Here is a 13,120-nt window from a genome sequence, read left to right on the forward strand (position 1 = left end):
CAAGAAGAAGCAGAACACCGTGAAGACCACCACGATCAGCGACGGCCAAGGCCGAACCCTGTGGTCCGGGGCCGACCGGCCCGGAAGAATGCACGTTCAGACCGCGATGCGCACCGAGGGCATCGCCGAGGGCACGCCGACGGCTCGTCGCCGTGTGGAGGTCAAGAGCCATGAGCGGGGTCCTTCACGGGAGTGGGCGCAGGGGTGGGCATGGTGGTCAGGCGGCGGACCGGTGAGGCCCACAGCAGTGCCGCCGGCACGAGGTAGAGCAGGGTCCCGGTGATCAGCGCGGCGTGACATGACGGCCAGCGACGGCTGACCAGCGGCACGCGACGCAAGCGCCCAGTCGTTCATTGTCCCGTCCTCGCCAGCGTCTTCCTCGTGGCCGTGCCGTACGGCCAGGCGCGCGGGCAGGACGGAGATCCTGCCGTGGACCGACGCCGGACCGGCCCGACCGACACCGTGCGCGCTCTGGTGCACTCCCGCGATGGAGGAGCCTGCGTGCGCTGCGCCCCGGCCCTCGACCTGACGACCCACCACCGGGTGAACCGCAGGATGGGCGGCGCCGGGGAGGAAGGCGAGCTTGCGCGCGCCGAACCGGCCGTCCGAGTCCAGGACCAATGCCTGGAAGCGACCAGCCGTCACCGAAGGATGACGTTCACGCCCCGTTCCTCAAAGATCTCCAGGAGGAGGTCGAACAGCACAAGCTCGCGGTCACCGGCGGGCACGCGCTCTGCCAACCCTTCCCGAGCCTCGGCCGAGGAATCCCAGTGCAAGGTGAATGGAGCAGTGGCGCCCCACCCGCCGCAAAGACAGTCGTCGAGAGCGTCAAGGTTCCAGCCGAAGTATCCGCCGGGTCCGTTGATGGCCTCACCGATTGCACAGTAGAAGCTGTCTTCGTCGACCGTGTGCCGGCCGTCCAGGGCGAACACCTGGCCTGCAGGCTCATCGAGCTTCCCCTGGCGTTGGTACGCCCGGGACCACAGGGCTACCGACAGCCACGCGTGCCGATCCTCGGGTGCGAGTTCGTGCCACATGCCGATGCGGTTCAGTTGACCCGTGCGGACCAGGGCCCACGCTCGTTCCGCTCCGGGCAGGGCGTTCTCGCACCACAGCGTCACTGTGACGTCGACGAAGCCGGTTCCAAGCGCGGAAGGTTTGGCGTCGACGACGGTGACCTCGTTGACGAAGTAGGACCCCATGGTGGCACCGTCGCCGTCGAGAAGGGCGAGCCATGCGTTCCCCGCCATGGCGCGACGACTACCGACATGATCGAGGCTCTTCAGTAGGCCACCCTGCGGAAAACAACCTTCGAGGTGTACTCGGCGTGCGCCCTCCTCATCCGGCAGAGGCGTGAAGAGCCCCTCGGCCTCGTGAGTAAAGCCCCAGAAGTCACTGTCGTCCTCGTCCGAGGTCAGCGCGTACTTCTTCCCCTCGCCGGCCCGCCCTGATGTTCGCATCGCACCCCCATGAGAGCGCTGATCTTACCGACGCTCGACAACTCACCGGGCAGTCGCCGGTGCTGTCCCCACCCCTGACCCCATCCCATCTATCTTGGAGGCCCATTAACGAGCCACATAGCCCGGTGGTCGGCTGATTCAAAGTTCCGCTGACCTGCTGGGGGTTTGGGATGCTTCACCCTGCGAGTCGCTCGGTTCACGTACGGGATCTTGAGGCCACGAGTAGCTCATGGCAGGCTCATGCCGCATGATCGAGGAATTCGCGAAGGACAGCCTGCACGGGAGGCTGCGGCGGGACCGCAAGGTGCTGCTCTGGAAGCTCGACGGCTTGTCCGACTATGACGCACGCCGGCCTTTGACTGCGACCGGGACTAACCTCCTCGGCCTGGTCAAACATGTGGCCAGCGTCGAGGCCAGGTACTTTGGCGAGGTCTTCAACCGCCCGTCGCCGGGACCGCTGCCCCGGTGGCAAGACCATGACGGCAGCGATCTGTGGGCAACCGAGGACGAGACGCGCGATCAGATCATCGAGTCCTACCGGCGCACGTGGGAACACTCAGACGCGACGATCGACGAGCTTCCCCTTGACGCCCCCGGCCACGTGCCGTGGTGGCCGGAGCCGCATTCCAGCACGAACCTGTTCGCCATCATGGTCCACGTCCTCGGCGAGACCAACCGGCATGCCGGGCACGCCGACATCCTGCGCGAAGGCGTCGATGGCCGAACTGGGATGCGCCCCGAACACGACGTGCAGATCGATGAAGATGCCCGCGCTGCCTACTGCGCGCAGATCGAGGAGGTTGCCAGAATGACCGCAGCAGTCAAGGCATAGAAGGCTGTGACATGTGACCTAATTTTCGAGCGGCATGATGGCGGCCGTGAGTGCTGATCTGTCCAAGCATTTTATTGCTGATGAGCTCTGGGTGCTGGTCGCCCCATTACTGCCGTCGTTCACCGCCCGACCGTCAGGTGGCGGGACCGCTCCGCGCGACGAGCGGGACGTGTTCACCGCAGCGGCGTACGCGTTTACCAGCGGCTGCTCCTGACGGAATCTGGCCGACCTTCGGCTCCTCTACCTTGCCCAAGAATTAAAGATGGTTTGTCAGAGCTCATTGCAGAGATTTACGGGGTGGTGGAATGAAGGCGTTCCGTGTTGTGGCGGTGCTTCTCAGTGTTCTGACCGCTGGGTGCGCGCAGTCATCGGCTGAGGACGAGAGTAGCTGCGTCACAAGTGGCGTGCCCAAAGCTGCGCAGGAGAGGTACTCCATCGGAGAACCCCCGAGTTTGTCGAGCGTCACGTTCTGTGAGGCGGGAGGCAGGGATGGTTCCACGGCTAACTTGACCTTCACTGCGGAACCGGACGAGAGCAAGACCTACCTAAAGACCCTGGGAATGGATTGGAAAGGATTCACACCGGCCTCACCCGAAAAAATCCACGAGCTATCGCATCCCAAACGGATAGGCTGGAAGCTGAAGTCAGACACGTCGTATCTAGTGAATCGTTACTCAAGAGAATGGAACGGAAAATGCTTGGCTGACTACGTAGCCTATGTTCCAGCGGGCGGCTCGTGGAATGGTGAGGTGTTCATCGGCGTGTACTGCCAGGACTGACGACAGCTCATCACCGGTTTTGTCGCTCAAGGTGGCCGTCCCCGGCGGCCTGAGCGCCGGCCAGTCACTGGCCTCACCCCGTACGGGGTGAGGCCAGTTCTGCGTGAGGGGCGCGGCCGGAGGCTAGGGCCTGTCTCTTTGATCGGTGCGGTTTCTGCAGAAGCAGGATGCGGCTGGGCTTGTGGACGGCGGTGTCAGTACACAAGCCATTCCCTGCTGGGTAGGGGGCCTTCCCAGCTGTCCACGCTCATGTCAGCCCACTCGGGCGCCACCATCACGGGGCGGGTGCGGGTGAAGTCGCCGTTCTGTTGGCAACGCATGACCAGGCCGAGGCCGGGAAGCCCGGCCTCTCCGTTTAGACCGAAACGCAGCCTGCCTTCATGGGTATCTGCGCCTGATTCCAGCCACGGCGTCAGCTCCGACGGCAGTCGGCCCACCAGCCGGACCTCCCCGAAGGAGATCTGCGGTCCGTGGCAGGCATCGATGGCGACTGCGGCCAGCGTCTCGTCTTCCGAGCGGTAGTAGGTGTCGACGCCCCGGCTGGAGAAGGAAATCCACTGCTCACACGGGTTCCGGCCATTGATCGGCTCCCGCAATGCGGCAGCGACTTCCTCAACGGTTTGTCCGAACCTCAAGGGCCCTACGCCCTTGAGTGGAGTCCAGGCCCACTGCTCCCGGTCTTCGTCCGGGACCACCTTGCGATCCAGCCACATGAACGACTCCTCCTGACAACCCGGATGCATGCGCCATGGATTCTCTCAGGTCCCTCCTTGCTTGCTTCCCGGTCCTCGCGCCCAGATCAGGATGGCTGCCAGGTGGAGAGCGGCGTTGTAGACGACGGCGAGTTTGTCGGTACGCATGGCCAGGCCGCGCCACTGCTTGAGCCGGTTGAAACATCGTTCGACTGTGTTGCGCTGTTTGTATGCCTCGGCGTCGAAACCTGGTGGCCGGCCACCGCTGCGGCCTCGCCGCAGGCAGGCGGTGGCGAACTTGGTCGGAGGGCTGGGGAATGACTGCACGGATCCCACGTCGGCGGAGGTGACCTCGGATTGAGCGAGACGAATACGCCCGGTCCGCCAGCACAGCATCCGGCCGAGTCCTCGGTCGCCCCAGACCGCTTCGCGGATCTGATGCCAGCCATGACCGCCTCAAAGGCCGGCGCGTCCCCCGCCTGCCCCGCCGTGACACGGAAGACCAAAGGCCGCGGACGTCTGCGTCCGCGTCATGGCCGACAACTCGGGGGCCGGGCAGCACCTCTACGCCCACCGCGCCTGCGCGAAGGCACGCGGTGTTGTCCCCATGTACAGCTTCATCGAGGAGCCGACGGCGGGTGCAGGTCGATGATCCGCACCCTGCGACATGCCGCGTGGACGATCGGCGCGGACCGCGAGGATCCGGCACCGTCAGCACGGTTCGTTCTGTGCAGGGACTGCGACACCCAGTCCGAGCCCAGCACCAGCCAAGCCGCCACCGACCGTTGGGCACTCAAGCACACGGGCGAGACGGGCCACCGCGCCTACCGCGAGCTCGTGATCGCCAACCTGCGCACGTACCTCGCGGCGGGCAATCCGCTGGCCAGCCGGTCGTGATCGAGTGTTCTCCGTGCAGGCGGAGGTGGGTCGCAGAACGGCCCCCTGGGCAACGAGACGGCGCCGTGCCCTCCGCGCAGGCGGAGGTGGGTCGAGGCCGGATGAACGTCGGTGACTGGGCGGCCAGTGCTCTCCGCGCAGGCGGAGTTACGTGCCCAGGGCCTCGCTGGGACGTCTGATCGCCGTTCTCTTGGTGGCGTCGCGACGGCAGACTATGAACGTGGACTCTGACCTTTACCCTGATCTGGCTGCTGCGGGCAGCCTGGCCGCAGCGCTGGAACAGCTGGCGGCCGAAATCGGTACCGGCCTGACAGTGGTTCCCGGCGACTGGGGCCCACTCGTTTCGGCGGGCATCGCCTCGTCGGTCCCTGAACGCAAGCCGCTATCCGTTCACATCGGGGCGGAGAGCCGTTGGTTCGGTGTCTCCGGCTGGAGTCACGGAGTCGAACTCATCACCGGAGCCACGTCCGACCTTGCGGATGTCGTCAGGGCCGGAGCGGCATGGGGGCAGGGCAGGAGCCTTCGGGAGCTGCGAGCGGAGCTGTCGTTTCTGCGCTCCAGCAAGCACGCCGAAGCTTACGAACGGGGGCCGGCCGCGGTGGTGGAGCTGCAGTGGCGCACAATGCGGGAGCAGGCGGCCGAGGAACCGGGTTTCATAGGGTTCGGCGAACTCGTGGAAGCGGCTCACGTAGAATCACGGCTGCGACAGCTCTATGTCTTCTCCAGCCACTGGACGCTGGGCTTCAGCTCCTGCACTGGATACCCGTTCCGCAATGAAGTGGCCGTCGTCCCGTCACACAGTGGCAGCCCATTCCGCGTGAAAAGGTATCCGCACTCCGATGGCATTCTCGGCGAGGCTGCCACAGCCGAGGAAGCCGTCGCCCTGGCAGTGCGCTACCTCCCCACCGATCTCGGGCCGGCTGTCGCGGGAACTGCCGAACAAGATGGATGATGAGCGCAACTAATTACTGACTGTAACCGGGCCCGTGGCCAGTTGGCTCCCCATCAGCATGGCCGCCCGTTTGAGTCTGTGGATCGTGGCGTGGTCGTTTCCCCAGCCGTGCCAGAACACATCGTCTCGCGGTTGGGCCTCCAGGGCCCGGAGTCCGTCAGTCGATGCCCGCACCATGCGCTCGGCGAACTCGGGATGGCCGCTGTCGTTTCCGGACCGCCGCAGTGCGTCGACCTGATTCTGGCTCATCGGCGCCCGACGAGGTCGGCGCCATGGAAAATCGGGCTGCGGCCTCCCGCGCCTTCCTGTCAGGGTCACGAGTCGGCAGGACCCGGTCGCGAAGCTCCGGTCGCGAAGCTTCTGGTCCACCCGGTACGGATACCGCAGACCCTCGGACCACGGCACACGAGCAGGGCGGCTCCAATCTGCCGGCCGCTGCCCGGTAGCTGTTCAGTCGTCGAAGTGGAGTTCGGGCCGGGTCCAGAGCGTGAGGTCGCTGCTGGTTGCGACCGCCAGGGTCAGGCCGGAGGGAGAGAATCCGGCTGCGCGGAGTTCTGAGTGCTCGGAGTGGAAGATGTCCCACCATGTCCCTCCCGCCGGGCCTTTGTGTGACCCGCCGTCGGCGGAGAGGATGACGCGGTCGTGGGGCCACTCGGGGCTGACGACGTCCACGGTCCAGCCGTCCGGTGTGGTGCTGTGCAGGCCGCCGCCGAAGAGCCCGGCGATACGCACCGGCGTGCCCTCGATCGGGCCGAGCCCTGGGCAGGTGAGTTCCGGCGACGCGTCCGGGGTGCTGGTTTCGGGGTCCGGGTCCCGCTCGCGGGCGACCTTGTCTCCTGTGGCCGCGTCGAAGAGTCCATGGCCGGCACTGGAGATGGCCATGACGAGGTCGTGACCGCTGTCTGGATGGACGGCGAAGCCGATGCCGAGCAGACCCCCGACGGGGGCTCTGTGGTCCAGGACCGGTTGCCACGGCTCCGGGGCAGGCATGACGGCGGCGGCGAGGTAGCGCTCGCGCAGCCTCTGCTGGTACTCCGTGATCAACTCGTCTCCTGCGGATCGGCTCTGTCGAGAGGCACAGCCACCGATCATCTCAAGGCGTGGGAGCGAGGGCGGTCACTCGCTGTGGTGACGACCCAGAAGAGACGATCGGGACGGCAGCACCCGCCGCCTGCGGATCCGCTGGGCGAGCCGCAGCCACCTCTTCGCACCCCGGGATGCGCTTCATCGGCCGGCGACCGGCGACCCGTGTTACCCCGGAGCGGATCCCCCGCCCTCCCGCCGTAGCCATTGCCTGACCGAAAGGGCATGGTCCAGGAGCCGAGTCACTTCCCTCCCCTCGTCGCGCGAGGTCACCTGGGGCAGCGGGGTGAAGTCGTCGGGGAGTACGTCTAGGAAACTCACTACACGCTCTCCTCCGCGCAGGGTCATCAACAGCTCGCACCGCAGCTGACGCGGAACGTCCGAACAGTGGGACAAGCTGTTCCACAGGGCAGGCCAGAGATAGTGGGTGCCGTCGGGTGCCGCATTCGCTTGCACCCACGCCGGGTCCAGTCGTGAGTTCAGGCTTAGGTCGCGGGCCCGTTCCTCCAGCCTGCACAGCGACGCCGAATCGAGGACTTTGACCTCGCGGGGCACCGGGTGATCTATGTGCATCGCCCCATGCTGCCTTACCGTACCCGTGAGGAGGCCGGGCTCAGCTTCAAGCTGACAGGCTGAGGCGGGCTGCTACACGCATGCGACGCGGGGTCAGGGCTCTGTGCCCGTTCCCCCGCAGCCCGAAGGTAAGGATCAGCCGCAGCCAGGCTGACAGTCCCGGACGCGACAACCGCTCCAACCGGTCTTTGAACGCCGAGTGGGTCGAGATCACCAACACACCACCAGCCACGCGGACAACCTCAAGGGCTGGACCGTGAAGGGGCATCTTCGGAGCAGCTGAGGATGAAGCAGGGTACGCCGGGCTCTTCGCGGGCAAGGTCCGTGTATTCGGTCAGCTCACCAAAGGTGGAGGTGGCTTCTGCATCGATCACCCGTTGGGCCCCGAGAACCGCTACTTGCAGCATTCCTTCGTCGAATCCCCAGGCCGCCTCAACGTGTACAGCGGCAACGTGGTGACCGACGGTCAAGGGTCGGCGATTATCGACCTGCCGGCGTATTTCGGTGCATTGAACAGGGACTTTCGCTACCAACTCACGGTCATCGGTGATTTTGCGCAAGTCGTCGTATCAGAGGAAGTGCACGAGAACCGCTCCTCCATCAGCACCGACCGCCCCGAGGTGAAGGTTTCTTGGCAGGTTAGTGGTGTCCGACAGGACAACTATCTCGCGCGGTACCGCTCGTCGTCGAGGAAGGCAAGCCTGAAGACGAGCGCGGCACGTACCTTCACCCCGAGGCCTGGGGAAAGCCGAAGGAGGCGGGCACGTTCTACACACTCTCGCCTGCGTACATCAACAAGAGCACTCCGGCACAAGACGCGTGAACGCTGGCACGGCCTCCCCCGTGGCCGCAAAGCTCCTAAGGGTTGTCCCGTAAATGATCTGCGGTGTGCGACAGCTCCACATCGCCTCGAGCCGACCCCGTCCCGGCCGGCTCGAGGCGGTGGGAGCTGGGAGCCCCCGCTTTCCGCTGCAGTACGGGCGAGCTGTCCTCGCCGGCGCGGTGGTGCGGGAGAAGCTGCGCACCACCGCAACCGCTGTGCGGGGCGAACGCACGACATCGTCGCGCGCCAGTAGGCGGCGATCCCCGAGCCGCTCGCGCTCTCCGGCCGCTGACCCCGCGCACGACGACCAGGAGCCGGAGGCCGGGTCTCACACGGACGTGGAACCTTCGACCTCACTGCCGAGTAGCTGCGCCACCTGTAGGACGCGTTCCATGAGGCTGCCGACGGCTCCCGCACCCGCGCGAACCGCTACGCGGCGCCCCCCGTGTGCGCAGGATGATCAGCAGACACAGCCCACAGAGCCCGGACCGCACGGCGGCCGGGAGGAGGGCAAGTGAATTAACTGAATGGTGGAGTGACGCTGCCAGCTCAACGGCCAGTGGCAGTTCCAGTGCTCGTCGGTAACGACGGCCAGCCGCTCCGCACGTACCGCAGCCCGCTTCGGGTCCCTGCCGAGGCCGCCGCGCGGCGGAGGTTGGCCATGTGCTGCTCGAGCGGCACCACGCCTCCACCCCAACTTCGCCCAGAAGGCGTCCCGCTGGGGCGCGGCGTACCGGTGGCGCACCGGTAGGAGCGGAACGCGGAGAGCCGGCGCCGTGGCGGACGCCGCGCATGGAGACAGCGTCGCTATGGCAGGTGATCTGCAGCACACTCCCGAGGTCGGCTCGGCCGTCGCGCTCCGTTCGCCAAGAGGAATCTCTTGTTCCGGTCAATGGCCGGGGATCGGCCACGGAGTGGCGCCTTGCCGTCGGTGTACGCCAGTTGCGGCGAACGCCGGCTCGCTCCGCATGCTCCCGCCACCCTCGCTGTCACTCAATGTGACTCTCCCTCTCGTCCGAAGGGGGAGGAGCGCGTCTCGTACGCGTCGATCTATGTCCGGATTAATGAGGGCGGAATCAAGCCTTCCGGGCAGTCGAACTTGCTTGACGTGATGCTGCGTCATGTCGTTGGGTGGCCCATCTATTGTGAATTTTGCGCAACACAGGGGTGGGGATTGTGAAGAGACAGCGGGTGCTTCGGCGTGCCCGAAGCGCCGTAGTCGCCCTCTCGGCTGTGGCCGTGGGCTTGGTGCCGCTCCCGGCGGCCCAGGCAGCCGTTCCGACGGCGGACTCGCCGGTGCTGGACGAAGCGCATCAAGCGCTCGATCGGGCCAAGGAGACCGGCCGGCGCGTCGAGGTCCAGAGCGAGCGGAGGGAGCGCTCCACCGTGTTCGCGAACCCGGACGGTTTCACCTTCACGTTGGAGCAGCACACCGTGCCGGTGCGCGTCGCCAAGGCCGGGGGCGGCTGGCAGGCGCCGGACGCCACGCTGGAGCGGCGTACCGATGGCACCGTCGGGCCCAAGGCGGCCTCCGCAGAGATGTCGTTCTCCGGCGGCTCCGGGGACGACCCGCTGGTCAAGATCTCCGAGCAGGGACATTCGCTCGAACTGGACTGGAAGGGCGACCTTCCCGCACCCGAGGTGGACGGGGCGAGCGCGGTCTACCGCAACGTCCTGCCGGACATCGACCTGAAGGTGACGGCCACCGTCGAGAGCTTCCAGCAGGTCCTCGTCGTCAAGACGCCCGAGGCGGCCGCGAACCCGGCGCTCAAGGAGCTCACGTTCGACCTGAAGACGAACGGACTTACTGTCCGGAAGGGGGCTGCGGGCAACCTCGCAGCCGTCGATGGCAACGGCACCACGGTGTTCCGTTCCCCGCCGGCCCAGATGTGGGACTCCGCGGGCAAGGCCACCACAGAACCCGCGACCGACCCGACCGTCGACTCAGGCATGGCTCCGCAGATGCTCCGGACGGCACTTGCCGCGGACGAGGTGCAGCCGGCGCCGGGTGACCCGTCCGAGCAGGCGGCCTCCGGCACCGGCCTGGAGCCCGGCCAGGGTGACAACGTCTCCCGCATGGACGTCCACGTCACGCACGACAGCCTGTCGGTGATCCCGGACGCGGACATGCTGACCAGCACCGCCTCGGACTCCTACCCGCTCTTCATCGACCCGACCGTCACCTGGGGTGAGTCGGAGCGCACGCTGCTGCGGTCGGACGGCCACGAGTCGTACGGCTGGGGCAACGGCACGGACGGCAACGGCCAGGGTGTGGGCAAGTGTGGCAGCTGGAACGGGTACTACTGCGGCCCGGGCTACGTGCAGCGGCTGTACTTCGAGTTCGCACCGGACAGCCTGCGCGGCAAGAAAATCCTGGACGCGACCTTCGCGGTCACGGAGCCCTGGGCCTTCCAGTGCGACCCGCGATGGGTCGACCTGGTACGGACGGACAACATCTCCGCGGCCACCACTTGGGCCAGCCGTCCCAAGGAGCTGGACTGGTTGGTCGACCGGTACGTGTCCGCCGGCCGCGGCTCCGAGTGCGACCCCCACTCCCCGGACGCTCCGATCGAGTTCAACGACAATCCTGACGAGGCCAACGAGAACCTCACACCGACGGTGCAGAGCTTCGCGGCGGGCCAGTTCTCCCGGCTGACCCTTGAGGTCCGCGCCCACGACGAGACGGACGCGTCGGCCTGGAAGCGGTTCAAGAACGACGCCGTCCTCCGCGTGAACTACGTCGCCCTGCCGGCCACACCGACCGGAGCGGGCATCGTGACCGGCTCGCTCCCGGTGTGCAGCACCGACGCGAACAAGCCCTCGGTCATCGACGATCCGACACCCACCCTGACGTCGACGCCCCAGACCGCGCCGGGCGGCGAAGCCGGCGCCAGACTGCGATCCTGGTTCCGCATCGAGACCCTGAGCACCGACGGCAAGACCTGGACCGGCTCGGGGATCAGCAGCCCCACAGGGACGAACTACACAGGGGACAACGTCAAGCAGACGACGTCCTGGCCCACCGCGTTCCCTGTGGCGGAGGACGGACGAAAGCGACGCTTCGCGTCCTTGACCCAAGCCTTCTACGACAACGGCACCTACTCGCAGTCCTCGGGCTACAGCAAATGGTGCTACTTCACCATCGACCGCGAAGGACCCAAGCCTCCGACCATCAAGGCCAACGGCCCGTACGACGAGTGCCTGACCAACGACTGCCCGCCGCAGGGCGCCCCGGAGGTGCCGGGCAGCTTCACCGTCGGCCCCGGCGGAGCCGACACCAACAACAAGTATTACGAGTACTACCTCACGGCGCCCGACGCGAGTTCCTCCTCGCCGAGCTGGACCAAGCTTGCGGTCGGAGTCACGACGGTTCCTGTCGTGCCGAAGTCTCCCGGCACATACAGGCTGACGGTGCACGCGGTCGACACGCTCGGGCGTCCCGGGGCTGACAGCGCCGTGGAATTCAACGTCTCCACGGGCGCCGACCCGGTCGCCCGCTGGCACTTCGACGAGGCTTCCGGCAACGCCGTGGACAGCGCACCGGCAGACCCGACCGTCGATGCGATCCTTGGCAGCACCGCAGTCCGTGACGGCCGGGGACGACGAGGCGTCATCGACGCCGCGACGGATCCCCAGACGACCGACAAGGGTCTCACCCTCGGCGGGGCCGCCACCGGGCATGCCTCCACCACCGCGCCGGCCGTGCACACGGAATCGTCCTACACCGTTTCCACCTGGGTCCGTCTCGAAGACGGCAACACCAACTACACCGCCGTGTCCCAGGATCCTCGCCTGACCTCCGATGGCTGGTACAGCGCCTTCTACCTCGGATACCGAGCCGATTCCAAGACCTGGGAACTGCGTACCTCCCCCAAGGACGCCACGGACGGCGACATCAGCACCCAGATCGTGAAAGCCACGCGACCCGCGGCGATCGGAGCCTGGACGCACCTTGCCGCCGTCTACCGAACGACGGACCACAAGATCGAACTGTTCGTCAACGGCAGGTCCCAGGGCTCGCGCACGGTCGCCGCGTCCTGGGCGTCCACGGGCGCGTTCCAGATCGGCCGCGCCTGGTGGCGCGGCGCGTACTACGACCACTGGAAGGGCCAGATCGACGAGGTCACCGTGTGGCAGCGGGCCCTCGGAGAAGCCGAACTCCTCGGGGACGCCAGGCTCGCCCTGCCGGGCAGCGGTCATCAAGCCGGTGAGCTCGTAGCCGACTGGTCGGCTTCAGAAGCCGTCGGCGCCACGGCCGCAGACGCGTCCGGCTACGGCCAAGCCCTGGACCTGGAAGGCCAGCCGGTCATCACCGCTGACTCCATCGAGCTGGACGGAGTCGACGACGCGGCCAGGACCAAGCGTCCTCTCCTCGACGACACGGGGTCGTTCACGGTCGCGGCGGACGTGGCGCTGAATCCCGCGGCGCTGCTGGCGAAGGGCGCGAATTACGTCGGGCAGGTCGCAGGACAGCGCGTTGTGAACGGATCCGCCTGGAGCCTGTCGTTCAAGGTCACCGGCGAGGGCACCATCCCGAGCGAGGACGACCCCGAAGCGCCGGGGGAGCGGATCCCTCAGGGCATCTGGCAGTTCACCCGTCACCACACGGACGGGACCGTCACGTCGGTGCAGTCGAGCGTCACCGATGTGCACGACACCACCGTCAGCCTGATCGCCACCTTCGACGCCCAGAGCAGGAGGATCTCGCTGAGAACCGGGACGGGCGTCACCCATGAAGCAGACCTGGCGGAGGCCAAGGTGCCGCTCGCCGGGGCGGGGACGGACGAGTTCGCCGTCGGCAAGGCGATGGCAGGCGGAACGTGGAAGGACTTCCTTCCCGCCCGTATCTCCCAGCTACGTGTCTGGGTCGGCGCCATGGACAACGACACCCAGCTCGAGGAGCAGCTGTCCTGATACCCCGGCGTCCTTGAACACGATCGGGTGGCACCGCTCCTGCGGTGCCACCCGGTCCCACACCGGCGCCGCGCAAGGCACCGGGACATCACCAATCGCGTTTCACCCAAGCGTG

General features: G+C 66.7%; 9 protein-coding genes and 1 pseudogene. 5 read left to right on the forward strand and 5 right to left on the reverse strand.

The window, feature by feature from the left end; genetic code table 11:
- Positions 1-641: 641 nt before the first annotated feature.
- Entirely contained in the window at positions 642-1,460 is an 819-nt protein-coding gene (locus ACZ6RC_RS32725; protein WP_469590326.1) for a barstar family protein, read from the reverse strand.
- Positions 1,461-1,707: 247 nt separating this feature from the next.
- Here ACZ6RC_RS32725 and ACZ6RC_RS32730 point away from each other — a divergent pair, with 247 nt between their 5' ends.
- Positions 1,708-2,292 carry a DinB family protein gene (locus tag ACZ6RC_RS32730; RefSeq protein ID WP_469590329.1) on the forward strand — a complete coding sequence of 195 codons (585 nt, stop codon included), beginning with the start codon at positions 1,708-1,710 and terminating at the stop codon, positions 2,290-2,292.
- Between the two features lie 46 nt (positions 2,293-2,338).
- Complete coding sequence (locus ACZ6RC_RS32735) at positions 2,339-2,506, forward strand: hypothetical protein (protein ID WP_469590331.1); 168 nt, start codon at positions 2,339-2,341, stop codon at positions 2,504-2,506.
- Positions 2,507-3,265: 759 nt separating this feature from the next.
- Here the strand turns inward: ACZ6RC_RS32735 and ACZ6RC_RS32740 are convergent.
- A complete protein-coding gene (locus ACZ6RC_RS32740; protein ID WP_469590334.1) occupies positions 3,266-3,784 on the reverse strand; it encodes a hypothetical protein in 519 nt (172 codons plus the stop codon).
- 45 nt (positions 3,785-3,829) lie between these two features.
- A pseudogene (locus ACZ6RC_RS32745) lies at positions 3,830-4,275 on the reverse strand (IS5 family transposase); the annotation flags it as partial.
- Between the two features lie 136 nt (positions 4,276-4,411).
- Here ACZ6RC_RS32745 and ACZ6RC_RS32750 point away from each other — a divergent pair.
- Both ACZ6RC_RS32750 and ACZ6RC_RS32755 read left to right on the forward strand, forming a co-directional pair.
- Positions 4,412-4,660: a DUF7848 domain-containing protein gene (locus tag ACZ6RC_RS32750; RefSeq protein WP_469590336.1), complete on the forward strand. Its 249-nt coding sequence runs from the start codon at positions 4,412-4,414 to the stop codon at positions 4,658-4,660.
- A gap of 220 nt (positions 4,661-4,880) precedes the next feature.
- On the forward strand, positions 4,881-5,612 hold the full coding sequence (locus ACZ6RC_RS32755; RefSeq protein ID WP_469590339.1) for a DUF6193 family natural product biosynthesis protein: 732 nt from the start codon (positions 4,881-4,883) through the stop codon (positions 5,610-5,612).
- Between the two features lie 450 nt (positions 5,613-6,062).
- Here the strand turns inward: ACZ6RC_RS32755 and ACZ6RC_RS32760 are convergent, their stop codons facing one another.
- The gene (locus ACZ6RC_RS32760; RefSeq protein ID WP_469590342.1) at positions 6,063-6,656 is read right to left on the reverse strand and encodes a hypothetical protein; all 594 of its coding nucleotides are present in this window, start codon (positions 6,654-6,656) and stop codon (positions 6,063-6,065) included.
- A gap of 854 nt (positions 6,657-7,510) precedes the next feature.
- Positions 7,511-7,828 (reverse strand): hypothetical protein, encoded by a 318-nt coding sequence (locus ACZ6RC_RS32765; RefSeq protein ID WP_469590345.1) that lies wholly within the window; start codon positions 7,826-7,828, stop codon positions 7,511-7,513.
- Between the two features lie 1,502 nt (positions 7,829-9,330).
- Between ACZ6RC_RS32765 and ACZ6RC_RS32770 the strand changes: the two genes are divergently transcribed.
- The gene (locus ACZ6RC_RS32770) at positions 9,331-13,005 is read left to right on the forward strand and encodes a LamG-like jellyroll fold domain-containing protein (RefSeq protein WP_469590347.1); all 3,675 of its coding nucleotides are present in this window, start codon (positions 9,331-9,333) and stop codon (positions 13,003-13,005) included.
- Positions 13,006-13,120 lie beyond the last annotated feature (115 nt).

This window comes from Streptomyces sp. NPDC048353, assembly GCF_055587165.1.

Excerpts from the sequence above, each read along its gene's own strand:
- ACZ6RC_RS32725 (WP_469590326.1), bottom strand. The coding sequence starts at position 1,460 with ATGCGAACATCAGGGCGGGCCGGCGAGGGGAAGAAGTACGCGCTGACC.
- ACZ6RC_RS32730 (WP_469590329.1), top strand. The coding sequence starts at position 1,708 with ATGATCGAGGAATTCGCGAAGGACAGCCTGCACGGGAGGCTGCGGCGG.
- ACZ6RC_RS32740 (WP_469590334.1), bottom strand. The coding sequence starts at position 3,784 with ATGTGGCTGGATCGCAAGGTGGTCCCGGACGAAGACCGGGAGCAGTGG.
- ACZ6RC_RS32750 (WP_469590336.1), top strand. The coding sequence starts at position 4,412 with ATGATCCGCACCCTGCGACATGCCGCGTGGACGATCGGCGCGGACCGC.